General features: G+C 36.9%; 30 protein-coding genes. 17 read left to right on the forward strand and 13 right to left on the reverse strand.

The features are described 5' to 3' along the window. Positions 1-69 precede the first annotated feature (69 nt). The 7 genes from GQR44_RS16365 (at position 70) to oppF (ending at position 7,374) form a co-directional block, all read left to right on the forward strand. A complete protein-coding gene (locus GQR44_RS16365; protein WP_166372772.1) occupies positions 70-546 on the forward strand; it encodes a CidA/LrgA family protein in 477 nt (158 codons plus the stop codon). Then, complete coding sequence (locus tag GQR44_RS16370; RefSeq protein ID WP_166372773.1) at positions 546-1,226, forward strand: LrgB family protein; 681 nt, start codon at positions 546-548, stop codon at positions 1,224-1,226. The genes GQR44_RS16365 and GQR44_RS16370 overlap by 1 nt, the downstream gene beginning before the upstream one ends. Positions 1,227-1,752: 526 nt before the next feature. Then, positions 1,753-3,387: an ABC transporter substrate-binding protein gene (locus GQR44_RS16375; RefSeq protein WP_166372774.1), complete on the forward strand. Its 1,635-nt coding sequence runs from the start codon at positions 1,753-1,755 to the stop codon at positions 3,385-3,387. 98 nt (positions 3,388-3,485) lie between these two features. Continuing rightward, positions 3,486-4,406 carry an oligopeptide ABC transporter permease OppB gene (oppB, locus tag GQR44_RS16380; RefSeq protein ID WP_028869979.1) on the forward strand — a complete coding sequence of 307 codons (921 nt, stop codon included), beginning with the start codon at positions 3,486-3,488 and terminating at the stop codon, positions 4,404-4,406. A 14-nt stretch (positions 4,407-4,420) separates the two neighbouring features. Beyond that, positions 4,421-5,323, forward strand: a complete 903-nt coding sequence (oppC, locus tag GQR44_RS16385) for an oligopeptide ABC transporter permease OppC (protein WP_166372820.1) — start codon at positions 4,421-4,423, stop codon at positions 5,321-5,323. 84 nt (positions 5,324-5,407) lie between these two features. Further along, positions 5,408-6,379 carry an ABC transporter ATP-binding protein gene (locus tag GQR44_RS16390; protein WP_166372775.1) on the forward strand — a complete coding sequence of 324 codons (972 nt, stop codon included), beginning with the start codon at positions 5,408-5,410 and terminating at the stop codon, positions 6,377-6,379. Next, complete coding sequence (gene oppF / locus GQR44_RS16395) at positions 6,376-7,374, forward strand: murein tripeptide/oligopeptide ABC transporter ATP binding protein OppF (protein ID WP_166372776.1); 999 nt, start codon at positions 6,376-6,378, stop codon at positions 7,372-7,374. The genes GQR44_RS16390 and oppF overlap by 4 nt, the downstream gene beginning before the upstream one ends. Before the next feature lie 123 nt (positions 7,375-7,497). Here the strand turns inward: oppF and purN are convergent, their stop codons facing one another. Together purN and purM are read right to left on the reverse strand one after the other, a co-directional pair. Continuing rightward, the gene (purN, locus tag GQR44_RS16400; RefSeq protein ID WP_166372777.1) at positions 7,498-8,151 is read right to left on the reverse strand and encodes a phosphoribosylglycinamide formyltransferase; all 654 of its coding nucleotides are present in this window, start codon (positions 8,149-8,151) and stop codon (positions 7,498-7,500) included. Between the two features lie 4 nt (positions 8,152-8,155). Next, on the reverse strand, positions 8,156-9,196 hold the full coding sequence (purM, locus tag GQR44_RS16405; RefSeq protein WP_166372778.1) for a phosphoribosylformylglycinamidine cyclo-ligase: 1,041 nt from the start codon (positions 9,194-9,196) through the stop codon (positions 8,156-8,158). Between the two features lie 275 nt (positions 9,197-9,471). On the opposite strand from purM, the gene GQR44_RS16410 reads away from it, so the two are divergent. From GQR44_RS16410 to GQR44_RS16420, 3 genes are all read left to right on the forward strand, one after another. Beyond that, a complete protein-coding gene (locus GQR44_RS16410) occupies positions 9,472-10,521 on the forward strand; it encodes a DUF2066 domain-containing protein (RefSeq protein WP_166372779.1) in 1,050 nt (349 codons plus the stop codon). 8 nt (positions 10,522-10,529) lie between these two features. After that, positions 10,530-11,258 carry a DnaA inactivator Hda gene (hda, locus tag GQR44_RS16415; RefSeq protein WP_028869986.1) on the forward strand — a complete coding sequence of 243 codons (729 nt, stop codon included), beginning with the start codon at positions 10,530-10,532 and terminating at the stop codon, positions 11,256-11,258. A gap of 193 nt (positions 11,259-11,451) precedes the next feature. After that, entirely contained in the window at positions 11,452-11,898 is a 447-nt protein-coding gene (locus tag GQR44_RS16420) for a hypothetical protein (RefSeq protein ID WP_166372780.1), read from the forward strand. A 153-nt stretch (positions 11,899-12,051) separates the two neighbouring features. Here GQR44_RS16420 and GQR44_RS16425 read toward each other — a convergent pair whose 3' ends face one another. The 5 genes from GQR44_RS16425 to GQR44_RS16445 all read right to left on the reverse strand — a co-directional run bounded on the left by GQR44_RS16425 (position 12,052) and on the right by GQR44_RS16445 (position 14,747). Beyond that, entirely contained in the window at positions 12,052-12,435 is a 384-nt protein-coding gene (locus GQR44_RS16425) for a DUF2069 domain-containing protein (protein ID WP_166372781.1), read from the reverse strand. A gap of 35 nt (positions 12,436-12,470) precedes the next feature. Beyond that, a complete protein-coding gene (gene arsC / locus GQR44_RS16430; RefSeq protein WP_166372782.1) occupies positions 12,471-12,821 on the reverse strand; it encodes an arsenate reductase (glutaredoxin) in 351 nt (116 codons plus the stop codon). A gap of 54 nt (positions 12,822-12,875) precedes the next feature. Next, positions 12,876-13,316, reverse strand: a complete 441-nt coding sequence (locus GQR44_RS16435; RefSeq protein ID WP_166372783.1) for a YcgN family cysteine cluster protein — start codon at positions 13,314-13,316, stop codon at positions 12,876-12,878. Positions 13,317-13,434: 118 nt separating this feature from the next. After that, positions 13,435-14,460 carry a lytic murein transglycosylase gene (locus GQR44_RS16440; RefSeq protein WP_240923703.1) on the reverse strand — a complete coding sequence of 342 codons (1,026 nt, stop codon included), beginning with the start codon at positions 14,458-14,460 and terminating at the stop codon, positions 13,435-13,437. Continuing rightward, positions 14,457-14,747 carry a YcgL domain-containing protein gene (locus GQR44_RS16445; protein WP_166372784.1) on the reverse strand — a complete coding sequence of 97 codons (291 nt, stop codon included), beginning with the start codon at positions 14,745-14,747 and terminating at the stop codon, positions 14,457-14,459. Before GQR44_RS16445 ends, GQR44_RS16440 begins: the two co-directional genes overlap by 4 nt. Positions 14,748-14,873: 126 nt before the next feature. Here GQR44_RS16445 and minC point away from each other — a divergent pair, with 126 nt between their 5' ends. From minC to minE, 3 genes are read left to right on the forward strand one after another with little or no spacing between them, the layout of a single operon-like run. Further along, entirely contained in the window at positions 14,874-15,599 is a 726-nt protein-coding gene (gene minC / locus GQR44_RS16450; protein ID WP_166372785.1) for a septum site-determining protein MinC, read from the forward strand. A 19-nt stretch (positions 15,600-15,618) separates the two neighbouring features. Next, positions 15,619-16,431: a septum site-determining protein MinD gene (minD, locus tag GQR44_RS16455; protein WP_166372786.1), complete on the forward strand. Its 813-nt coding sequence runs from the start codon at positions 15,619-15,621 to the stop codon at positions 16,429-16,431. Between the two features lies 1 nt (position 16,432). Then, positions 16,433-16,699 (forward strand): cell division topological specificity factor MinE, encoded by a 267-nt coding sequence (minE, locus tag GQR44_RS16460; protein ID WP_166372787.1) that lies wholly within the window; start codon positions 16,433-16,435, stop codon positions 16,697-16,699. 208 nt (positions 16,700-16,907) lie between these two features. On the opposite strand, the gene GQR44_RS16465 is transcribed toward minE, so the two are convergent. Next, on the reverse strand, positions 16,908-17,462 hold the full coding sequence (locus tag GQR44_RS16465; RefSeq protein ID WP_166372788.1) for a peptidylprolyl isomerase: 555 nt from the start codon (positions 17,460-17,462) through the stop codon (positions 16,908-16,910). Positions 17,463-17,539: 77 nt separating this feature from the next. Beyond that, a complete protein-coding gene (locus GQR44_RS16470) occupies positions 17,540-18,124 on the reverse strand; it encodes a YajG family lipoprotein (protein WP_166372789.1) in 585 nt (194 codons plus the stop codon). Between the two features lie 879 nt (positions 18,125-19,003). On the opposite strand from GQR44_RS16470, the gene uvrB reads away from it, so the two are divergent. After that, positions 19,004-21,028: an excinuclease ABC subunit UvrB gene (gene uvrB, locus GQR44_RS16475; protein WP_166372790.1), complete on the forward strand. Its 2,025-nt coding sequence runs from the start codon at positions 19,004-19,006 to the stop codon at positions 21,026-21,028. Positions 21,029-21,349: 321 nt separating this feature from the next. Then, positions 21,350-22,336, forward strand: a complete 987-nt coding sequence (locus GQR44_RS16480) for a GGDEF domain-containing protein (protein WP_166372791.1) — start codon at positions 21,350-21,352, stop codon at positions 22,334-22,336. An 86-nt stretch (positions 22,337-22,422) separates the two neighbouring features. Here the strand turns inward: GQR44_RS16480 and GQR44_RS16485 are convergent, their stop codons facing one another. The 4 genes from GQR44_RS16485 to GQR44_RS16500 form a co-directional block, all read right to left on the reverse strand. Then, positions 22,423-22,686 carry a glutaredoxin domain-containing protein gene (locus GQR44_RS16485; protein WP_166372792.1) on the reverse strand — a complete coding sequence of 88 codons (264 nt, stop codon included), beginning with the start codon at positions 22,684-22,686 and terminating at the stop codon, positions 22,423-22,425. Positions 22,687-22,905: 219 nt separating this feature from the next. Next, complete coding sequence (locus GQR44_RS16490; RefSeq protein ID WP_166372793.1) at positions 22,906-23,604, reverse strand: hypothetical protein; 699 nt, start codon at positions 23,602-23,604, stop codon at positions 22,906-22,908. 163 nt (positions 23,605-23,767) lie between these two features. After that, positions 23,768-24,007, reverse strand: a complete 240-nt coding sequence (locus GQR44_RS19900) for a hypothetical protein (RefSeq protein ID WP_240923705.1) — start codon at positions 24,005-24,007, stop codon at positions 23,768-23,770. 313 nt (positions 24,008-24,320) lie between these two features. Next, complete coding sequence (locus tag GQR44_RS16500) at positions 24,321-24,902, reverse strand: Maf family protein (protein WP_166372795.1); 582 nt, start codon at positions 24,900-24,902, stop codon at positions 24,321-24,323. A 136-nt stretch (positions 24,903-25,038) separates the two neighbouring features. Here GQR44_RS16500 and yceD point away from each other — a divergent pair, with 136 nt between their 5' ends. Then, positions 25,039-25,560 (forward strand): 23S rRNA accumulation protein YceD, encoded by a 522-nt coding sequence (yceD, locus tag GQR44_RS16505; RefSeq protein WP_028870002.1) that lies wholly within the window; start codon positions 25,039-25,041, stop codon positions 25,558-25,560. An 18-nt stretch (positions 25,561-25,578) separates the two neighbouring features. Beyond that, complete coding sequence (gene rpmF / locus GQR44_RS16510; protein WP_025562454.1) at positions 25,579-25,749, forward strand: 50S ribosomal protein L32; 171 nt, start codon at positions 25,579-25,581, stop codon at positions 25,747-25,749.

A 25,749-nucleotide genomic window follows, 5' to 3' on the forward strand; every position in this document is an offset into this window, starting at 1 on the left:
AATTGCTTGTCACATTAGGGGCGTAAGTTGTTATAATAACAGCTCACTGAAATGAGTTGAATTGATATCATGACCAAGCCTTCGAAAACACCTTTAACGCATCATAAAACAAACGCAGGTCAAGCTGAGCAAAAAGATAGCTCTGTAAAGAATGTGTCTAATAAAAAAAACAAAAATGTTGAGTTATTATTTAACCTATTAGCTTTGCTGTTAGGTTGCTTTATTATTTTACTTTTTCTAAGTTTAGCAAAAGCTATTACTACTTACTTTCAAATTACTTTTCCGGCTTCTATTCTTGGTATGTTGCTGTTATTTTTAGCATTATCTTTAGGCTTAGTTAAATTAAGTTGGATAGAGTTTACTGGTAACCTAGTGCTTAAATATTTAGCTTTATTATTTATTCCGATCGGTGTCGGATTAGTCAACTATTTTGAATTAATTGCAACACATTGGTTAGTTATTGTTTTCTCATTGTTTTTCACAACGTTACTTACTTTATTTATGGTCGGGCATTGTTATCAATGGTTAGTCAAGGAGGGGGAATAATGTTTATTTATGTTGCAGCTCCACTGACACTATTATTTTTCTTCGCTTTTAAAAAGTTGTATCAAGTAAAGCCGACTGCGTTATTAAACCCTGTGCTTGTCACCATATTTTCTCTGATTGCTACGTTATTAATATTTGATATTCCTTTTTCTGAATATAAGCAGGGGACCTCTATTATCACAGCATTATTAGAGCCTGCTATTGTTGCGCTTGCAGTGCCATTATATTTGCAGCTTAAATTGATCAAAGCTCGCCTTAAGTTTATTTTGATCAGTTGTTTATTGGCTGTTTTTGTTGCGTTTTTCTGTGCATTTTACATTATGCCGCTATTGGGTGCTGATTTAGTTACCGCTGCTTCTTTTGCCGGACAATCGGTTACCACGCCTATTGCTATGGAAATTAGTGAGCATCTTAACGGTATTGTTTCTTTGACTGCTGCGATGGTGATCTTTGCAGGTATTATTGGAGCTAGTATAGGTCTGCCATTCTTAAAGCTGTGTAAAATTAAGCATCCACAGGCGGTTGGCGTTGCAATCGGTTGTGCATCGCACGCGATTGGTACTTCTAAAGCCTTAGAGGAGGGGGAAGAAGTAGGTGCATTTTCTTCCATTGCATTGATTGTTTGTGCGATCCTTTCAGCCTTGATAATGCCGGTTTTATATCATTGGTTGATTGAATAATTTTACTACACCAACGATGCCAATTTCAGCAACTTCGTTAAGTATGTACTCAAATATTGGGTAGAAAATATCAATCAACTTAAGCCTGAAATTGCCTCAAAAACTGTTATCTTTGTAAAATTTATAACGTAGAAGTGATGCACTCTAAGCCGCAAGATTGCTCTGCTATTTAGTGGGATTGGTATTAATGAATCTTGTATTCCTTTGCTAATTACGATTTTATCTTATACTGATGTTATATCGCTCCTTGATAAAAGGTGCGATTAGCAGCTAAATTCCAGCTATTTTGTATTACTCTTAATTATTTCTACTGCCTTTCTTTTCTACAAAACCCATTAAAAATTGACCTAATCGATAAAATGTTACGTTAATAAGTCTATTTTCTAGAAAATAAACTGCATTATGGTAGCTTATTTGTCTTACTTTTAGGTGTTCAATAAGAATTAGCCACGTATGAGTGGTTTAAATAAGCAATATTTAATACCTAATAAGTCCTTTATCTATAAATACTTAGGAGTTGAATGACATGGAAAGGCTCAAAAATAAAATTACCCAAGCAGTTTTATTAAGTGTTGGCTTAACGTTGGCAAGTACTTCTTTTTCTGCCTTTGCTGCGGATGTGCCTGCGGGTACCCAGTTGGCTAAAGTACAAGAACTAGTACGTGGCAATGGCACCGAAGTGGCTTCATTAGACCCACATAAAACTGAAGGTGTGCCTGAATCACATGTTATTCGTGATCTGTTAGAAGGTCTGGTTAATCAAGATTCACAGGGAAATACTATTCCTGGTGTCGCTTTATCATGGGAAACGACCGATAACAAATTATTTACGTTTCATTTGCGCAAAGATGCTAAATGGTCAAATGGTGACCCTGTGACTGCTGAAGATTTTGTATATAGCTTTAAACGTGTCGTTGATCCTGTTACCGCTTCACCTTATGCATGGTATTTAGAAATGACCAATATGGTCAATGCCAAAGAAATTATCGAAGGGACAGCTGATAAAGAAACACTTGGTGTAAAAGCGATTGACCCTTATACCTTGCAAGTGACGTTAACTACAGCGGTACCTTATTTCGTTAAAATGATGGGCCACACAACGGTTAAACCTGTGCATAAAGCTAGCATTGAAAAGTTTGGGGATAAATGGACTAAACCGGAAAATTTTGTTGGTAATGGGGCGTTCACTATTGCAAATTGGGTGGTTAATGAACGTATTGAACTCGTACCAAATAACAACTATTGGGATAATGCTCATACGGTGTTAACTAAAGTGACATTTTTACCGATCGAAAATCAAGTGTCTGAAATGAATCGCTTTCTATCTGGCGAGATTGATATCACCAATGAACTGCCTAATGAACATTATAAACGTCTAGCAAAAGATCATGCTGAATCAGTGTCGATTCCTGGTAATTTATGTTCTTACTATTATGGTTTTAATAATGCTAAGGCACCTTTTAACGATGTGCGTGTTCGTAAAGCACTTTCCTATGCGATTGATCGTAATGTGATCACCAAATTTTTACTTGGGCAGGGGCAAAAACCGGCTTATTTCTTAACGCCTGAAATTGTTGCTGGATTTCATCCGCAAATGCCTGCCTATGGAAAACTTACTCAAAAGCAACGTGTTCAAGAAGCAAAAGATCTGTTATCAGAAGCGGGATTTAACAAACAAAACCCACTTAAATTCACACTGCTATACAACACATCTGAAAACCATAAAAAAATTGCTGCTGCGATTCAATCAATGTGGAAAAAATCATTGGGTGTCGATGTGCAGTTAGAAAATCAAGAATGGAAAACGTACCTTGATACACGTCGCCAGGGTGATTTCGATGTGACGCGTGCTGGGTGGTGTGGTGATTACAATGAAGCATCATCATTTCTTTCTTTAATGCAGAGTAATAACAGCTCAAACGATCCTAAATACAAGAGTGCTGAGTACGATCAAATCATGAACAAAGCACTATTATCTACAGATGACCAAGAACGTAATGCTTTATATGCAGAAGCGGAAGTTCTTTTAGCCAAAGATATGCCGATTGCGCCTATTTATCAATATGTTAAAGCGCGTTTGGTTAATCCTCATGTTGGTGGTTTCCCTACTAATAATGCTGAAGATAAGATCTTTTCAAAAGACCTTTATATCAAACAGTAAATTCATTAATTGATAATACACATCAGCCGATATAGCACTACAGCATATCGTCTGATGTATTTATTAATTGTCATTTAATACACAGAAAGAGTGCGTTTATGTTTAAATTCATCGCTAAAAGAATATTAGAAGCGATCCCTACACTGCTGGTGTTGATCACTATCTCTTTTTTCTTAATGCGCTTTGCACCGGGTAATCCTTTTTCTACGGAGCGCCCGCTCCCACCTGAGGTGATGGAAAACATTAATGCTAAATATGGATTAGATAAATCTGTATTTGAGCAGTATACGACCTACTTAACTAATGTGTTACAAGGTGATTTTGGTCCTTCTTTTAAATATAAAGATTTTACCGTCAATGAATTAGTGGCTAGTGCACTGCCTGTTTCAGCAAAAGTCGGTGCAGCTGCTTTTGTATTTACATTAATAATGGGCGTCGGGGTCGGGACGATAGCTGCGTTGAAGCAAAATACTTGGATAGATTATACGATCATGTCCACGGCCATGATCGGGGTGGTGATGCCCTCATTTGTACTTGCACCTGCCCTCATTTATGTTTTTTCTATCTATCTCGGCTGGTTTCCCGCGGGCGGTTGGTTAGATGGCTCTTTTCAATATATGTTTTTACCGGTGATCGGTATGTCGTTACTTTACGTGGCCACTTTTGCTCGAATAACACGCGGCAGTATGATTGAAACTTTAAATAGTAACTTCATTCGTACCGCTAGAGCCAAAGGTTTAAGTTACACCTATATCGTACTTAAGCATGCATTAAAACCCGCTATGTTACCTGTGGTTTCTTATATGGGGCCTGCTTTTGTTGGGATTATCACCGGATCTGTGGTGATAGAAACCATCTTTGGTTTACCGGGTATTGGTAAATTATTTGTTAATGCCGCATTTAATCGTGATTACTCGCTAGTGATGGGCGTAACCATTTTAATTGGCTTTTTATTCATTATATTCAATACCGTTGTTGATATTTTACTCGCGGCGATTGATCCTAAAATTCGCTATTGATTGGGACAGAAATGATGTTAACAAAAAAAGAAAATCTAGACGCGATAGAAAAATTCTCAGAAAACTTAGAAATTGAAGGACGTAGTTTATGGAAAGATGCGCAAATTCGCTTTATGCGCAACAAAGCGGCCATGATCAGTTTAGTGATATTAACAATAATGGTGTTAGCCGTTATCTTTTTACCTATGTTTGCGGAGTTTACTTACGATGATACCGATTGGTATGCATTGCATGAAGCTCCTTCTGCTTTGCATCTTTTCGGTACAGATAGTTTAGGCAGAGACCTTTATGTTCGCACCTTAATCGGTGGTCGAATATCGCTAATGGTGGGAGTGTTAGGCGCCTTAGTTGCGGTATTGATTGGAACGCTTTATGGCGCAACATCGGGTTATATAGGTGGTAGAACAGACCGCATTATGATGCGCATATTAGAGATTTTATATGCCGTACCATTTATGTTCTTAGTGATTGTATTAGTGACTTTTTTTGGACGAAATATTGTATTAATATTTGTCGCTATCGGCGCGATTGCTTGGTTGGATATGGCACGTATTGTACGTGGCCAAACATTGAGTTTACGCAGTAAAGAGTTCATTGAAGCGGCGCACGTTAGTGGGGTTAGTAATTGGAAAATTATCACCCGTCATATTGTACCTAATGTATTAGGGATTGTAGCGGTGTACTCAACATTATTAATTCCTAGCATGATCTTAACTGAATCATTTTTATCTTTTCTAGGTCTTGGTGTACAAGAACCGATGACCAGTTGGGGCGCTTTGTTGCAAGAGGGGTCACAAACGATGGAAGTGGCGATTTGGCAGTTGATTTTTCCTGCTTGTTTTATGATCGTGACCTTATTTTGCTTTAATTATGTGGGTGATGGTTTACGTGATGCTTTAGACCCTAAAGACAGATAGTGTAAAGCAATAACAAATAGGTACGGACCGATAGTAATAAACGTTATCGGTTCACTCTACAAATAACTATTATTGGACATAAAAATGAGTTTATTAGATGTCAAAGACTTACGTGTTGAGTTTAGCACTCAAGATGGCACGGTCACCGCAGTAAACGATTTAAACTTCTCATTGGAACCCGGTGAAACCTTAGGTATTGTGGGCGAATCAGGCTCAGGCAAATCGCAAACAGTATTTGCTATTATGGGGCTGCTGGCGAAAAATGGTCTAATTAAAGGCAGTGCAAAGTTTGAGGGTAATGAGATTCTTAACTTACCAGAAGCTGCATTAAATAAAATCAGAGCAGAGCAAATTGCGATGATTTTCCAAGATCCAATGACGTCTCTTAATCCTTATATGAGGGTGAGTGAGCAACTGATGGAAGTATTGATTCTGCATAAAGGCATGAGTAAAAGTGAGGCCTTTGAAGAATCAGTGCGTATGTTAGAAGCGGTTAAAATCCCAGAAGCGAGAGCGCGTATTAAAATGTATCCACATGAGTTTTCAGGTGGAATGCGACAGCGCGTTATGATTGCAATGGCATTATTATGTCGTCCTAAATTATTAATTGCCGATGAGCCGACGACCGCACTGGATGTAACGGTACAGGCGCAAATAATGGATTTACTCAATGAGCTAAAAAAAGAGTTTAATACTGCAATCATTATGATCACTCATGACCTTGGAGTGGTGGCTGGTAGTTGCGATAAAGTGTTGGTGATGTATGCAGGACGTACCATGGAGTATGGTGCTGTTGATGATATTTTTTATCGACCAAGCCACCCTTATACTGAAGGATTGTTGAAAGCTATTCCGCGTTTAGATGCTGAGGATGACGTTTTACCTACTATTCCAGGTAATCCACCTAATTTATTACGATTACCCGTGGGTTGCCCGTATCAAGAGCGTTGCCACCGTGTCACTCAAGAGTGCATGCAAACAGCACCGCCATTAATAACATTTGCAGGCGATCGGCAACGTGCTTGTTTTTCTGATTGGGAGAGTTGGGCGAAATGAACGAGCAAATAAAAATGGAAAAAAAACTATTACTGGATGTTAATAACCTAAAAGTATATTTTGACATCGACTCTAAATCCCTATGGCCCTGGGCTAAACCCGAAAAATTAAAAGCCGTTGATGGTATTAATGTGCGTTTATTTGAAGGTGAAACCCTCGGCGTTGTAGGTGAGTCCGGCTGTGGAAAGTCAACGTTTGCTCGTGCGATTATTGGTTTAGTTGCGGCGACTGAAGGTGAGGTGATGTGGTTAGGTCAAGATTTAACTAAAATGCAAGCCGTTCAGCGTCGTGAGACTCGTAAAGATATTCAAATGATTTTCCAAGATCCATTAGCATCACTTAATCCACGTATGAATATTGGTGATATTATTGCTGAACCATTGCAAACTTTTTACCCAAAACTAAGTAAACAAGAGGTGAAATTAGAAGTTAAAGAGATGATGGATAAAGTAGGGCTTCTGCCGAATTTGGTTAACCGTTATCCACATGAGTTTTCTGGAGGTCAATGTCAACGAATTGGTATAGCGCGTGCACTTATACTGAAACCTAAAATGATTATTTGTGATGAACCCGTTTCAGCATTAGATGTTTCCATTCAAGCGCAAGTAGTAAATTTATTAAAAGAATTACAGCAAGAGTTAAGACTGAGTCTAGTTTTTATTGCACATGATCTTTCAGTGGTAAAACATATCTCTGACCGAGTATTGGTGATGTATCTTGGTAATGAAGTCGAGTTGGCAGAATCTGCCTCTTTATTTAAAAATCCTCAGCATCCTTATACTAAAGCGTTGATGTCTGCGGTACCTATTCCTGATCCTAAAATAGAACGCACTAAGGTGATTCAAATGTTGGAAGGGGATTTACCGTCGCCTATATCACCACCTTCTGGATGCGTATTTCGTACACGGTGTCCGATCGCAACAGTGGCATGCAGTCTCGAGAAACCTTTACTGAAAGGCACCTCAACTCATTCAGTGGCTTGTATCCATGTCTAATTAAGTGAAGAGTTAGTTGGTGAGCATTTCTAATAAGAAAAAACCGAAGCAAGCTTCGGTTTTTTGATAGATAGCAGAGGCATTAATGATTGCTACTACTAAAGTTATTAATTAACTATTTACTTAATCAGCAGCGTAACCAAATTGCTCTAGTTGTTTACCATCTAAATAAGCAAATTGATCTTGCATTTTTAAACGATCACCAACAAACCAAGAAGCAGCAAGGGCATATATTTGATGCTCTTGGGTCAATACGCGATCCGCTAAGTCCTGCGCAGTATCTTCAGCAAAAATAGGTACTTTTGCCTGTAATACTGTAGGGCCACTGTCTAACTCTGGCGTCACAAAGTGTACCGTTGCGCCGTGAGCCTCATCACCTGCATCAATAGCACGTTGATGTGTATTAACACCAGGATATTTTGGCAACAAAGAAGGATGAATATTGAGCATCTTGCCCTGATATTGATTAACAAAATCAGACGTTAAAATACGCATAAATCCAGCTAACAAAATAAGATCAGGTTGTAACTGTTCTAATTCAGCGGCCAGTAGTGCGTCGTATTGATCACGCGATGCAACACCTTTACTAGCGACTAAGATAGCCGGAATATTCGCTTCTCGAGCACGCTCTAAACCATAGGCATCTGCTTTATTGCTGATCACTGCAACAATTTCAACGTGCTGGTTATTTATTTGCTGTTTATGCAACTTATCCATGAGTGCTTGTAAATTACTACCGCTACCAGAGATAAGTACCACTATTTTTTTGCTGCTCATACTATTATTTAATCTCTACTTGAGATTCACCTTCAGCTGCATCTTCGATATGACCTAATACCCAAGCGTTTTCACCCTGCGCATTTAAAATCTCAACCGCTTTTTCTTTTTCAGCGTCAGGAACAACAATCATAAGGCCAACACCACAGTTGAACGTGCGGTACATCTCTTCCGTTTCAACGTTACCATTTTCTTGTAACCAGTTGAAGATAGCAGGCCATTCCCAGCTCTTACCGTCAACAACCGCTTTACTACCAGCAGGTAATACACGTGGGATATTTTCCCAAAAACCGCCACCAGTAATATGCGAAATAGCATGAACAGGGCAGTTTTTGATTAACTCTAAAGTTGATTTAACGTAAATTTTAGTGGGTGTTAATAACGTATCACCTAATGTTGAATCACCAAATGGTGCACTGGTGTCGGCTTTTGATACTTCTAAAATTTTACGTACTAATGAATAACCATTTGAGTGAGGACCACTTGATGCGACAGCAATAAGTGCATCTCCAGCAGCAACTTTAGTGCCGTCAATCACTTCTGATTTTTCAACTACACCCACACAGAAACCAGCGATATCGTAGTCATCGCCTTCATACATACCTGGCATTTCAGCAGTTTCACCACCGATTAATGAACAGTTAGATTGTAAACAACCTTCACCTATACCTGTTACTACGTCCGCTGCTACATCAACATCTAATTTACCTGTTGCGTAGTAGTCTAAGAAAAATAATGGCTCAGCACCTTGAACGATTAAGTCATTTACACACATTGCAACAAGGTCAATACCGACAGTGTCATGTTTTTTAAGATCAATTGCTAAGCGCAATTTAGTGCCCACACCATCAGTACCTGCAACTAATAATGGCTCTTTATAACCCGTTGGTAGTTGACATAAAGCGCCAAAACCACCTAGTCCGCCCATTACTTCAGGACGTTTAGTGCGTTTTGCTACACCTTTAATACGTTCAACTAATGCTGTGCCTGCGTCAATATCGACACCAGCGTCTTTATAGCTTAAAGAGTTTTTTTGGTTGCTCACTTGTATTCCCCACAAAATAGAAGTTAAAAGCGATAATCGCTTTAGAAAGTTAAGGTAAAAAATTGTCGGCATTTTAACATCTATATGACACGGGTCGAATTATTTCTGAAAAGAATTGTCTATTTTGATGAAAGTTAGGTGGAAGTGCCCCTAAATTAAGGAAATATTGTTTAATATTTCTTCCTTTTTACATATTTACTACCGGATACTTGCATTAGTAGAAGATCTGCTTATGATCCGTTGCATAGTAATAAATGAAATGGTTGTATAAGTAGATGAAAATGAATGTCTTGGTACGTTTCTGCGTAATAATAAGTATGCTTTTTTCAATGCATAGTATGGCGTTACCTGAAATAAGCCCATACCAAGGTGTCGTCCCAGCACAAGGTGCAACGGAAACACAATTAAGTGAACAAGCACTTAAGCAAGTATTAATAAAAGTATCAGGTAATGTAAACATTAATAAACTGGATGATAGTAAATTACTGACTAAGAACTTAGATGATTTATTAGCCCAATTTGGTTATCAAGAATTAAATAAAAAACGCTTCTACTATGCCCTGTTTGATAAGCGAAAAATTAATAGTGCACTGATTGCAATGCAACAGCCTATCTGGGGTGATACTCGCCCTAAGCCATTAATTTGGTTAGTAGATGAAAATAAACGTTTAACTTCTGAAGACATGATAAAGAGCCAGCAAGATGAAGCAGTAGCTAGCGGACTGCAACAGGCTCAATTAGAACGTGGAATCGATACACAATTTCCATTAATCGATTTAGATGATGCATTAGCTGTTTCAGCCTCAGATATCAGCGGTCGTTTTTATCAAACCGTGGCGGATGCTTCTCAACGTTATGACGCCGAGTATTTTGTAGTTGCTAATTTGAACAAAGCAAACAATCAACAATGGCAATTAAGTTGGGAGTTAGTACAGCATCTGGCTAAAAATAAGAATAATCAAGTTGTGATTAAGCAAACTAATACTGGTGATAAGACAGCTGTTATGCAGGCGATGCTCAATCAAATTGCAGATTATTACGCACAACGATTTGCTATTTTAGAAAATAAAGGCCAGAAAGCAACACAGGTTTTAAGTATTAATAATATTCATTCATTGGCGCATTTAATGCGTTTAAACGCATTGCTTGAAGAATTAAATGCAGTGGATACGTTTGAAGTTATTAATATTAGTGAACAGCAAGTACAAATATCAGTGACATTAAAAGGTGGCTTAAATAGTTTACAAAATGCCTTAAATGCACATTCGCAGTTAGAGAGTAATGGTTCGACTGTTTCTCCATTTCACTATAATTGGCAACCGTAGAGTACTTAATGCCTCAAGATGAATTAAGATTTCAATACCCTTTATTAGCGTTAAAGTTTCCTGACGATGAAACCTTTGCAAGCTTTTATCCAGGACAAAATGCTGAGCTGTTGACGCTCCTTAAGAATAATGTGGTAGGTATCGGTGAGCCGATACTCTATATGTGGGGAGAGTCCGGTAGTGGGCGCTCCCATTTGTTGCATGCATTATGTTCTGAAGTTGATGAACGTGGTGATAGTGTTGCTTATATTCCATTACATCACCATCGCAGTATGACCTTAGATATTTTTGAAAATATGGAAAATATCACTTTAGTGTGTATTGATAATGTGGATGCAATTGCAGGTAATAAGGAATGGGAAAAAGCGTTATTCGATTTTTATAATCGCTGGTTAGACAATAAAGATAACCGCACACCTGGCGCTAATTTAGTGATAGCTGCCAGTGATTTACCAAAACAAATTGGCATTGAATTGGTAGATTTAGTATCTCGCTTAGAGTGGGGGGCTTGTCATCATTTGCAATCACTTAATGATGAGGAAAAACTGGGTGCTTTACAATTACGAGCACAGTTAAAAGGCATGCGTTTACCCATCGATGTCGGGCGCTTTTTGTTAAACCGACTTTCTCGTGAAATGTGTATGTTGCTGAATACTTTAGATCAATTAGACAATGCTTCCCTAGAAGCAAAACGGAAACTGACTATTCCCTTTGTTAAAGAAGTGTTGCGCTTATAAGTGAATGCTTAAAAAATTATTGTCTTTTTGTAAATTTATTCACTTAGATGAGTAAATTTTGATATAAATTAATGAAACTTAGTATAAAAAGGATTATAACTGTCTGAATACAGTTCATAACTCGAAGTCACTTTTCACTGATTGATTTCTCTGGTATGAATTTCCTCATATTATATTGCAAGGAAACATAAACATGAAAAAATTCGTTGTGTTGGTCTGTGGTGTGTTGATGACAGCAGGTGCTTTTGCCACTGAGACTGAAACCAATATTTCAGTAATAGATAGTTCAGTAATAGATAATTCAATAATAGATAGCTCAGCAATAGTAATAGACAAAAAAGCCGATAAAGTAGTACACAAAAATGCTGAAAAGTTAAAAAACTTTAAAGGCAATTTTTCTACTGAAACGGACAAAGCGGCTAATAAAGTAGAGGACAGCTCAGAAAAATTGATAAAGTTTAAAGGTGACAAAGTTAAAGGTAACAAGGTTAAAGCAGCCTCTGCGGAACAAGTCGCAGCTAAAAATGAAGCCGTCTTTAATTACATGGACTCTGATGCTGATGGTATGGTTTCAAAGGCTGAATATATGCATTTTAAAGAACAGCAATTAATCATTCAAAACGCTAAAATGAGTCAATAGTTGAAGCCTTGAAATTAAACCTTGGAATTAAGAGTTACAAATAAGGTATGAGTCGATAAAGCCATTATTAATCTATAATAATGGCTTGTTTTTTTATCCGCTGCTCGAAGTATCAGGAGAGTTGTAGTGTGCGGGTGAGGAGTAAGAAGTAGGTTACTTTTTAGCTTTCTTTTTACGAATACTTAACCCTAACTCTTGTCCTTTATATTTAGCAAAATAGATATTCCCTGCCAAAAATAAACTCGCTAATACTAGCTCAACTACTGCTAGCCATCTTTCTTGTTCATCGATCATTATAATGACACATGCATGCATGACATAAATCAGGGCAATGAATCCACTCCAAGCATAAGTATAAGGATTACCTTGAACGATCCCTTTTAAAGGAAACAGCAATGGAATCAACCAAATCAGCATTACTAACCAGGGATTAATATCCAGAGTGGGAGGCGATAGATAAAGGTGCCAAATTGGAACCAAAATCAATAAACCAAAATATCCACATTGTGCAAGACGTTGAAAATGTACGGTGTTCATCTAAAGCCTTATATTTTTTGCGGTTGTTAATATCACTATAAAATGGCTAAAACAGATTCAGGTGGACGGCCTATCGCCGCTTTACCGTTAGCCACTACTATTGGTCGCTCAATTAATTTTGGATTAGCTTGCATAGCAGTAATTAATGCTGATTCATTATCTTCATTTGCAAGATCTAACTCTTTATATAACGTTTCTTTAGTGCGCATTAATTGGCGAGCTGAATCAAAACCTAATTGCGTGATCAAAGTCTGGATTGTCTCAACAGTAGGGGGCGTTTCTAAATACTTTATTATTTCAATATTGTTTTGTTCATTATCGACTAACGCTAATGTTTCTCGGCTTTTTGAGCAACGTGGATTATGATAAAAAATGATGTCTGTCATAGTAACCTCTGTTATATAATTTATTATTTTTAATGTAGGTGTTTAGTTGGGTATTTATTCTGCAGGCCAAATGGCGATATAGTCTTCTAAATTATCAGGATCAACTTGTGTTTCTGAAATAATTTTTCCACGAATAGAGTGACCACCTTTATGCATTGCTGATTGACTACCTGTTAACAAAGGATGCCATACTGGTAATGGTTTTTCTTCTATTAATAATTTATAGGCACAACTTGCAGGTAACCAGTGAAATTGTTCTATATCATCCAATGAAATTTTGACGCAGTCAGGGACCAGTTTTAAACGCTTTTCATATTTTTTACATTGGCAAGTTTTAGTATGTAATAAATGACAAGCAACATTAGTGAAATGCAGTTCTTCTGTTTCATCATCGATTATTTTATTAAGACAACATTTACCACAACCATCACAAAGTGATTCCCATTCGTTTTGTGACATTTGTGATAGTGTTTTTGTTTCCCAAAATTTTTCCATTTGTTTTCTACTTACCTTTTTAATCGACTATTATTTTTTGCGATGGGTAATGCTTATTACCCATTTTATTACTTATTACTTATTTATAGCCTCTACTTATAAGAGCGCTACTTAAATTCTATTCAACGACGATGCGTGGTGAAAGAATACGTTCTGATAAATAACTTACCGCTGTCGCAAAGTAATAAGAACGGTTCCAATGCATTAGCACTTTGTAGTTATTATAAGCTAAGTAAACACGTCCATTTTGATCGTCAGGAATAACAATTGATGCCTGTAAATCAACATTTGGCAAGTCAGTTCCCTCGTAACGGCGGACGCCTAAAGCTTGCCACTCTGCTAATGATTTTGTTTGTTTAATGCCTGCTAATTCAGTATCAAAATCAGCAGGTAACTTAACTTGTCGTCCCCATGTTTGCTGGTTATTCCAACCTTCTGTTTTTAAATAATTTGCTGCAGAAGCAAAAACATCGCCTGGTGTATTCCATATGTCCTTTTTACCATCACCATCGTAATCAACGGCATAATTCAAATAAGAGGTAGGCATAAATTGAACTTGTCCCATTGCCCCCGCCCATGAACCAATAAATTTATCTTGGCTAATATGTCCTTGCTCTAAAATCGTTAAGGCCGCAAATAATTGTTTTTTAAATAATGCTTCACGACGACCTTCATAAGCCATTGTCGTTAATGAAGAGATCACGTAATGACGCCCAGTCAAACGGCCAAAATTTGTTTCAATGCCCCATAACGCGACAATGAACCGTGGTTGAACGCCATATTCTTTACCAATCTTTTGTAAAAGATGATAGTTATCAGCATAGGCTTGTCGTGCTTGTTTTATTTTCCAATCCGGCACCGCACGAGGAATATAAGTATCCAAGGTCATCTTAAATTCAGGTTGTTGCTTGTCAGATGAAACACTACGTTGCAAAAATTCTACTTTTTCAAAAGCATTGTTAATGATCGTTTGATCGATCCCTAACTCGGCGGCTTCCACTTTAAGATTTTCAACATATTTAATAAAGGAAATGTCATCTTTTGCAACGGCAAAACTACTTGCTGAGAAACTACACAGGGTGAAAACAGATATCGTTTTGAGTAAGTACCCCATTTTATTTGAAAATTGCTTTATTACATTCATTCCGCTATTCCCCGTTTTTGTTGTTGACGTTTTTTATGATCCTTTAAATGATCAACTGGAGGTGGTGGAAGTTGTAAATAAAAACCTGATCTGGCCACTTCTTTGATCACCTTAGGTGCTTCAGCCATCGCCATTTTGGTGGTTTCAGTGATATTTAACACGGTCACTAATTTTGGTGGACCAAATTGTTCTAACAAAGCAGTCGGGACTTGTGAAAAGTCATCTCGTTTTGCTACAAAAATGTAGGTTTGTGGTTTACGGATACTTTTATATACAGCACATAACATAATACTTATCTAGCCCTTTACTTGCCTAATGTTGATGCAAACTATAACATGCATAAGCGTTTATTTTTTATAGAAATCCGCTGAATTTTATGTCAAATAATAAAGATTTAATAAGAAAGGACAATTATGACGTTAAAATCGTTAAATTTTACCTTGTTAGTAGTCAATCTTGATAATGAAACACTTTCAGACCTAGCCGATGAATTAAATAGAAAACGGTTAATGGCGCCTGAATTTTTTGCTCTGACCCCGATGGTGGTCAATATTGTTGAAACATCGTTAGCTATCGATTTTTTACAATTACGAAATATCGTGGAAGAGCATGGTTTTATCTTGACAGGTATAACTGGCAAAGTGTCAGAACAGCAAAAACAACAAGCGAGTGAACATTCAATTGCGGTTTTACATGGTTCTAAGAGACAGGTTGTAAATACTTCTCCTGTGCCAGAGCCCATGGAAGATAATAAAGAAGTTGCTGATGTTTTACCTACCGAGCAAGACTATACCGTCAGCGAAGTAAAAACAAAAATACATGTTGGCCGCGTTCGGTCAGGTCAGCAAATTTATGCAAAAGAATGTGATTTAGTTATTCGTGGTGATGTGGGAGCCGGTGCAGAAGTCATTGCCGATGGCAATATTCATATATATGGCACCTTAAGAGGTAAAGCATTAGCTGGTGCGATGGGAGATACCGATGCAGTTGTATTCTGTACGGTTTTGCAACCTGAGTTAGTGTCAATTGCAGGTGTTTACAAATTAAGTGATACCTTGCCTGAAGATATGTGGTCAACCTCTTGCTCAATCTCTTTAGAAGATCAAAACATGGTTTTTTCAAGTTTAAATAAAATTTAAAATTAGGAAGGAAAGTTATATGGCAAAGGTAATTGTTGTCACTTCAGGTAAAGGTGGCGTTGGCAAAACAACGAGTAGTGCTGCTATCGGCACCGGTTTAGCCAAAACAGGTGCTAAAACGGTGGTTATCGATTTTGATATTGGCCTAAGAAATTTAGACTTGATCATGGGATGTGAGCGACGAGTAGTTTACGATCTTATCAATGTGATTAATGGCGAAGCTAATCTACAGCAAGCTTTAGTAAAAGATAAACGTGTTGATACCTTATTCATTTTACCTGCATCGCAAACACGTAATAAAGATGCGTTATCTCAGGAAGGGGTTGCACAGGTTATTGAAGACTTAAAAGCAGATGGTTTTGAATATATTATTTGTGATTCTCCGGCTGGTATCGAGCAGGGCGCTATGATGGCTTTATACTTTGCAGATGAAGCAATCGTCACCACTAATCCTGAAGTATCATCGGTGCGCGATTCTGACCGAATTACGGGCATGTTATCTAGTAAATCATACCGTTCAGAAAAACAAATGGAGCCTGTTAAAGTTCATTTGTTAATTACGCGTTATTCTCCAGAGCGTGTTGAACGCGAAGAGATGCTCAGTATCGAAGATATTGATGACCTATTAGGTATTGATTTATTAGGTGTGATACCTGAGTCTAAGGATGTATTAAGTGCATCTAACTTAGGTGAACCAGTGATCTTAAACCAAGAAAGTGATGCAGGCAAAGCTTATCAAGATGCTGTTGATCGTCTTTTAGGTATACAGCGTGATTTACGTTTTGTAACAGTTGAGAAAAAAGGCTTTTTAAGCCGTATATTTGGGGGTTAAGATGGGATTATTACAATATTTTAGAAAAGATAAACCTAAAAAGGGTACTGCAAAATTAGCAAAAGATCGCTTACAGATAATTGTAGCCCATGAGCATTCAAGTTTTGATGTACCTTCATATATGCCTGAGTTGCAAAAAGAATTAGTTGCAGTTATCCGCAAGTATATGGATATTTCATCGCATGATGTTAAATGTGAATTTAATGATAAAGCCGATGATGATATGTCAGTATTAGAAGTTAATGTGACATTGCCAAAAAATAAATAGCCAAATCAAGTAAATAAAATGCGACTTATTAGCGACTTATTAATATTAGTCGCATTTTATTACTTGTAGCTAAACATCATTTTAAGTCAGGTCCTAATCCCGACATTTATCCTGACATTAATCATTAATATTGCTTTCAATCTAGCCTGACTTACTCACCCAAACCAAATTCAGTTCAAATTAAACTAAATGCTTTCACTGAGCTGCTTTACTCTTTAGTGGCTGGTTTAACTAATGTGATGCTATTGATAATAACCGCTTGTACAGGCTTATCTGCCGCAGCGGTTTGCACTGATGCGATGGCATCAACAACATCTAATCCTTTGCTAACTTTACCAAATACCGCATAACCCCATTGACTACCTCGCATATCCAAAAAAGTATTATCTTTGTGATTAATGAAGAATTGACGTGTTGCCGAATGAGGCGCGCCTGTTCTTGCCATTGCAATGGTTCCTCGTTCATTACTTAAACCATTGCCTGATTCATTTCTAATCGCTGGCAGAGTCTGTAAAGGATTACCATCTTTTAAAAATCCGCCGCCTTGGATCATAAAATCTTTGATAACGCGGTGAAAAGTAGTGCCTTTAAAGCCGTCTTGTTGTACATAACTTAAAAAGTTAGCAACACTAAGAGGAGCCTGCTCGGGATATAATTCGACGCTAATTTGACCTTTATTAGTATCAATAATAACGACTGGATTTTCGGCCGCTAAGGCGAAGTGGCTGCTCACTAATAAAATCAGTGCGGTGATGTACTTCATATCATTTCCTTTATTATATTTTGCTTACTATAAATAAAAATTAACTTACTGTATTTACAATGTTGCTATTGGGGTGACTAAAACTGTTGTAATTTACTATTTAGTTCTGGGTCTTGAATAATTTGATTTAATAATTGTGATATCTGTACATTAAGTTGTTCTGTGATACCTGCCGCACTGGTAGAAAAAGCCGCATCCCACTGTTTGTTGCTGCGGAATAATTTAACGAAATTTTTACCTTGATAATTAAGTTCTATTTTTATTACCATTTGTGAGTCTACATCATAGCTTAATGTTGATTCAGTCACAGTAGCCAGAGCTTTGATTAATTTAATATTGACTTGGTGTTCACTGCTTTTATTCACTTTTAATTTATTGTTTATCCAAGCTTGAGTTAAACTTTTTTCAACCAGTAAACGTAATGATTGTTGCTCATTGATAAGTTGTGCGACATTGTCCCCATCAATAATCTCAATTAAATGACGTGCAACTCGTAAGTCTTGGCTAGCTATTTGCCAAGTATCCGATTGCTTAAAAGTATAAGTATTTTTTTCAAGATCAAGCTCTGGGTTAATATTGATATCGGTCGGCAAAGAGGCACAACTGGCTAATGTAAATAAGAGGGTAAGCATGGCAACTAATTTGCTATAAGTGTTAAGCATTCAAAGATCCTTAGAAGAAAAATAATAATGCATCATATCAAACCTATTATTGAATCGTATTAATAAATATTCTATTTGGTTTAATTTTGAACAGGGTTGGTTTTATTGAATCAGTTAAGTTAACAAAGTGTTACATTTTTTACTATATACCATCATTTTAGGCACGGCTTGCTGCAACACCTTATTTTTTTATAAATGTACTTTTTTGTATAAAATATGATCGAACTACCTAAATTATTTACTAATGAGATCTCTGTCATATTATCTTAATCTTTCTGTAACACTGATAAACTCTAGGCTAGCGATGGTTATCCACTTTTTCTGTGGATAAGTCTGTGGGAAGTTAATGAAGATCGTGCTGAAAGCCTTGCTATACCTTGGGTTTGATTAAATCGAAGTATTTTTGAGCATGAAATTAACCCTATATTTTTCAATTGGTTATAATCGTCAAGTGGTTTTTTTAAGGTTTTGTCCCTTACCTGTAAACTCGCTTTTGATTTATGCCTTGTCAATCATTTTCTGTGCATTATTTGTTAAAAAAGACATTTATTTTAATTGACAAAAATACGGATTACAGAATTTATATTGCCTGTTTATTAAACAGGCGATCAGCGTTGTGTTTATTATAAAGAGTGCTTTTGTTTCGCATGAATATTGAACTTTTGAAAAATTAGCAATGACTTAAAATGCCAAATAAGGTCATTTATTGTTATTTTTAGCCTTGTAAATATTATGTTTGTCGAATAATTTAATCGTAACCCCTATTTTCAGGTGTTACTGATATTTATGTTTTTTATCGATAGCTAAAAATGTTCATTTTAGTGGTGATCGGTATAATGATAAGATTAACTTTTGAATTAAAATCAATAACGAGGATTTATGAGTAAAGCATTCGAGTTAGTCTGTCCATTCTCTCCCGCAGGAGATCAACCACAGGCGATTGCTAAGTTAGTTGATGGCATTGAGTCAGGATTGGCATATCAAACCTTATTAGGGGTGACTGGCTCAGGCAAAACCTTTACCTTGGCAAACACCATTGCTCAATTAAATAAACCAACTCTTATTTTAGCGCCTAATAAAACGCTTGCCGCACAATTGTACGGTGAGATGAAAGCTTTCTTTCCAAACAACGCTGTTGAATATTTTGTTTCATATTACGATTACTACCAGCCAGAAGCTTATGTCCCAAGTTCAGACTCCTTCATAGAAAAAGATGCCGCTGTTAATGCTCATATTGAACAGATGCGTTTATCGGCAACAAAAGCCTTATTAGAGCGTGATGATGTTGTCTTAGTAGCTTCCGTTTCTGCTATTTACGGTTTGGGTGACCCACAATTGTATCTTAAAATGATGTTGCATATTAGTGTCGGTGAAATGATTTCTAGCAGAGATATTTTACAACGTTTAGTCGATATTCAATATACACGCAATGAAACAGAGTTAAGCCGAGGCACCTTTCGTGTCCGTGGTGAAGTCGTTGATATTTTCCCTGCGGACTCTGAAAAAGAAGCTATTCGTGTGGAATTATTTGATGACGAAGTAGAAGCGATTAGCATTTTCGACCCATTGACGGGTCAGCAAATAGAAAAACTCTCACGTACCACTATCTTCCCTAAAACACACTATGTAACACCCAAAGAGCAAATCCTAAAGGCGATAGATGGTATTAAAGAAGAGTTACAGGATAGAAAGAAAACGTTTTTAGCTGAAAATAAACTCATTGAAGAGCAACGGATTTCGCAACGTACTTTATATGATTTAGAAATGATGAATGAACTCGGTTATTGTTCGGGTATTGAGAATTATTCTCGTTATTTATCCAGCCGTGGAGTAGGGGAAGCTCCACCTACTTTGTTTGATTACCTACCTAATGATGGGTTATTGATAATTGATGAAAGCCACGTTACGGTTCCACAAATTGGTGCTATGTATAAAGGTGATCGGTCACGTAAAGAAAATTTGGTCAATTATGGTTTTCGTTTACCTTCTGCGTTAGATAACCGTCCATTAATGTTTGAAGAGTTTGAAAAGTTAGCACCACAAACTATTTATGTGTCGGCGACTCCAAGTGATTATGAGATTAATAAATCACAGGGAGATATTATTAGACAGGTGATACGCCCCACGGGATTATTAGATCCAATCATCGAAGTCCGTCCGGTAACTACACAGGTAGATGACCTGTTATCTGAAATTAATATTCGCGTTGCAAAAAGTGAGCGTGTATTAGTCACCACCTTAACAAAACGTATGGCAGAGGACTTAACTGAATACCTGAATGAACATGGCATTAAAGTGCGTTATTTACATTCAGATGTTGATACGGTGGAGCGAGTTGAGATCATACGCGATTTACGTTTAGGCATATTCGACGTTTTAATTGGTATCAACTTATTGCGGGAAGGTTTGGATATTCCTGAAGTTTCTTTAGTGGCTATTTTAGATGCGGATAAAGAAGGGTTTTTACGTTCGGAGCGTTCGTTAATTCAAACTATGGGTAGGGCTGCACGTAATTTAGAGGGGCGAGCTATTTTATATGCGGATAGAATTACTGATTCTATGCGTAAAGCCATTAAAGTCACAGAAGATAGACGAATATTGCAGGATGATTTTAATAAAGCCAATGGTATTGAACCTAAAGGTTTGTCAAAAGAAGTAACTGATGTAATGCAATTAGGGCAAAAACCGCAACCTAGAAGTAATATTACACCGCTTAACGTAGCTGAGAATGGGGTTTTATATCAATCTAAGAAACCACTGCGTACAGAGCAAGATATCTTAAAAGAGATTGCCAAACTTGAGAAAGAAATGTTCGCTTTTGCTAAAGCATTAGAGTTTGAGAAGGCAGCACAGTTACGCGATCAAGTGTCCAAATTACATGAGCAACTTCTATCTGTGGGATAAACACTTATGGCTGTTTATATTTATAGCCAGAATCTGGTCGCTTCATGTCTTGCAGATTTTATTTCTTCAATGGTAACGAGCATCAATTATCTAGATCCACATAATTAATGCTCATTTCTTTTTTCTAATTGGCACTAATAAAATGTGATGCATCTCATTAATATAGATGAAGATGAACAAGTAGGCAGTGCATGACCTCTCATTAGCATAAAAGTAGACTGCAGCAGTAAAAATGACCGTTATACTTAAAATAATAAGTCATACTTATAAGTGATCAAAATGGACTGACACTTTTAAGTTGAATCCAAGAATGGAAAATTAATGATAGAAACTGAAGAATATGGATATCGTCGCACTACACTGCGGGTTTTACTCGTTGTAACCATTTTTGCAGCAAGTTTTTTTGCTGTGACTAATTGGCTCGCCGGGTTTCATCTTTTTTCCATTATGGAAGCGATTATTGCGAGCTTTTGGAGTTGGATATTAGTTATTAGTAAGACAACACAATATTTACAGAGATGGTCTTTTGTCTATTTATGTACTTTTTACTTCCTGGTCATATATGGAATTATGATCACTAATTTTAAGGCCGGGTTATTTTCATGGCTGTTTATTTTTCCCATCCTCTCTTATCTACTGTTAGGGCTAAAAGCAGGAACAGTGATCACCTTTGTTAGCATTTCTGGTGGCTTAGCAGCGCTAGGGCAATTAGTGTGGGCGAGTAATACCGAAGCTCACTGGATTGTTATGGGGAATGTTGGGTTTACGCTTGCTGCAATTTGGGCAATGGTTTACGTATACGAAGCTAAACGTGAAGAGGTTGTTAAAGACTTGAAAGAGCAAGCAAGGAAAGATCCTTTAACTGGTTTACTCAATGTTCGGGACTTGAATGGTATTCTCACTAGTACATTACAAATAGCGGAGCGACATTCACAACCAGTGACCTTGGTGTACATTGATATTAATGATTTTAAAAAGATTAATGATGCGCAAGGGCATCAAAAAGGTAATGAAATTTTACTTGCAGTGGCAAAAGCCATAAAAAAAATGACGCGTGTAGAGGATCAAGCATTTAGATACGGTGGAGATGAATTTTGCATTATTTTCCCTAATTGTGTTGAACAACAAGTAGAGCAAACCTTTGGGTTACGTCTAGCTAATGAAGTACACGAAAATTTGGATAAACTAACCATGAGCATTGGTTATGCTCAGACCGGACCCACTAATTTTTGTTCTCCTGACTCTCTGATCCATAAAGCAGATAAAAATATGTATTTAGTTAAGTCAACTTCCAAACTAAATGATTAACTTGGAAGATGGCTGAATAAATACGCTGATATATTGTTAAGCAATTATTTTATTGCGCATACTTGAACGAGCGATGACAACAGTCATTATTGCGATATAAAATTAATGATGTCATTGGATTCATATAACCATTGTGTTTCACCGCTAGCATGCTCGATGCGTAAACATGGTACTTGTTTTTTACCGCCACCTTGAATTAAATCATTACGATGTTGAGTTTGCTGTTGGATATTTCTGTGCTCTATATTCAACTCTAATTTTTGTATCGCTTTACGTGTCATTGCACAATATGGGCAAGCATCGTAATGATAAAGAGACAGAGATTTTACTGGTGTTTGTGATAATGTCATTTTGCTTCCTTAAAAGTCGAACTGGTTGGTCTAGAGTTTAATTTTTACTGACTCATTCTTACTGGTTCATTTTGCTAATTGATATTTGGAAATTCAAGTGAATTATAAACAATGAATTAGTGTTTGTAGCGACCATTCGTCTAAATATCCCTCCCATTTCTCCATTTCGTTGATTGACAGATAAATGTTAAAAAGCCTATTTTTACTTTGTATCAACTATCACTCTGCTTTTGTGGCTGTTTTTGACATTTTATTACCGCGCAAGGTGGTTAGCTTTTTTAATAACATATCACCAGCAATATAAATAACGATAGCCCCTACAGGTGGATTAATGGTTGTGAATAACCACCAGTTCGAATGCCAATACCAGGTGCCAAGCTGCGTACCGATAATTTCTAGATATAAGACCAATAGACTCATTATTAGATATAAAATAGCGTAGTTTTTGCGCTGCAGCAGATAAAAAAACAATAGCGCTAAACAGGCGCTTAGGGTGTCGGTGAGCACTATCGATACGGTCAAAAATAATAGAATGAAAAAGGGCACTAAGACCATTTTAATTTTGTGTTCATTTTTCTGGATTAATTTTACGTTACTGATTAATAAACCGGTGATATAAATTACAGCATGACCAAAGGGCACGTATAGGGGAATGCCATCATTCCTATAATTATACATATCAAGCCATAGACAACAGATCAGCTCGCCAAGCCATGATAAAGGCACCATGATGATCATTAGTTTTTTTAGTGATGTATTGACTTTAATAAAAAGAAAAGCCCATAAACTCATAATTATGATTGATGTAAACAGCTTATTATCAAAGTTAGTACCTTGTATCAATGTAGAATCTAACATCAATGCAGGGATCCATATCAAGATAAGTAATGAGTAGGTAACATATTTATTTAGTAGCATTATTTAATACTTTTAATGAGGAAGCTTTTTAGGTTGAGCAATTAAACAGCATTTTGACAAAGACATTATCATTTGCAACATTTCTCTATCTTATACTGCTATGTAAATCCTACGTAAAGTTTATAACATTTCTAAGCTGGGTAACTATCACACTGTTTCAATACTAAGCTAATGGTTTTAGTTGATGCTGTTTGGCAATGGCATTTGCAACCTGTATTAGTCGATTTTTTATTGCTTGTTCAATACCTTCATTTATTTTTACTAAGTCTGCAATGGCAATCAAGGCTTGCGTATTTAGGTTATTACCTTGGTGTTGATAAGCAATGCCAGTATCGATCACCCAATGTTCTGTTGTCAGCTGTTTTTCTTCTATTGTCTTTACTAGCATAAAATTAATGGACAAAATAATCCTTTCATCTTTATACCAATTTGCCTTTAAAGCTTGAAAGTTTATCCACATTTCTAATTTTTTTATCAAAGGGCTTAGTGCACTAGAAAATTTCTGGTCGGCGACTACTGTGATAGGAAGTGAATTATACATTATGTAGATCATCTATTATTAGGGGCAGGAGTTGGCCTATTAACCTGATCCTGCCCGACGTTATTAGAATATTGCTGAGGTACATTTTACTGTGCTGTTACTACGAACTCTGCTACGCAACTTTGCTAAGGTACTTTGCGACTAGCTAATGCAGTAGTAAGTGCCAACATCTTGCTTAAAGCACGGAAAACCCTTCTTTTTCTAATAACTCAATCAAAGAGATAAGTGGAAGTCCAATTAAACTATTTGGATCTTTCCCATCAAATCGACTAAATAAGCTAATACCAAAACCTTCACTTTTGAAACTTCCTGCACAATTATAAGGTTGCTCTTTGTTAAGGTAATTAGTGATCATTGCATCTGATAAATCACGAAAATAGACGTCGAAAGGTTCAACTAAAGAGTGTACTTGTCCCGTTTTGCTATTAACTACCGCTAATCCAGTATAAAAAGTAACGTGTTGACCACTGGCCGCTTTTAATTGTTTAAATGCATTTTCAAAGTTACCGGGTTTACCTAAGATTTTACCGTCGTTTAAACACACTTGATCTGAACCTATGATTAAAGCGTCCGGAAATTCGCTAGCAACTGCTTGAGCCTTTGCTATCGCCAATCTTTCTACTAATTGGATTGCCGTTTCTCCAGGTAATTCCTCTTCGTTTACGTGTGGGTTAGCTGTTGAAAAGTCTAGATGTAGCTTTGTTAATAGCTCTTTTCTAAACGGTGAAGTCGATGCTAATACTAGCTTCTGTGGCATAATAAACCTTACTTAAGTGGAAAAATGAGTTTATTTTAAGGACTGTGAAAGAATAAAGCGATAGCTGAATAAAAACTTAAGAAAAATAACGCTTTTTCTTTGACTATATTGAACTCTATCTATATTATTCGCGACCATGCAAAAGGTTAAACTACCGATTAGCGTTGATTCTGTTCGCGCTGCTAATAATAGACTGGAGCTAGTTGCTAGCCTCGATAAGTCTTTATTAAGCAGATTAGGAGAGTCAACAAACAGTATTCACTCTGATATCGATACTGCTTTTTCGTTTGATGTGGACCAGCAAAAGCTGAGAATATTCAAAGGTAAAGCAAGTGTCGCAGTAGAACTCACTTGTCAACGGTGCAATGAGCCTATGACTTATCAGTGTGAAGCTGAATTTACGTATTGTCCCGTTCTTAATAAAGAACAGGAAAATAATTTACCAGACGTTTATGAACCCATTTATTACGATGAAAATGGGGAGGTAAACCTTCATCAAATAGTTGAAGATGAGCTGTTATTAACACTTCCGCAAATTGCAAAACATGCAATAGCAGAATGTAAATATGGCAACTACGAAAGTAGCTTTGGCGAAATTGAGGAAGAGCAAGAACGTCCTAACCCATTTGATGCTCTAGCGAAGCTAAAGCTCAAGTAACTAGCAGGAATTTTTAAAATGGCAGTACAAAAAAGTCGTAAGACTCCTTCAAAACGCGGTATGCGTCGTTCACATGATGCACTAAGTGCACCTACTTTAACTGTTGATAGCACTTCTGGTGAAACTCACCGTCGTCATCACGTTACTGCTGACGGCTTCTACAAAGGCAAAAAAGTAATCGAAAAGTAA

Source organism: Psychromonas sp. SA13A (assembly GCF_011378715.1).
Taxonomy (GTDB): domain Bacteria; phylum Pseudomonadota; class Gammaproteobacteria; order Enterobacterales; family Psychromonadaceae; genus Psychromonas.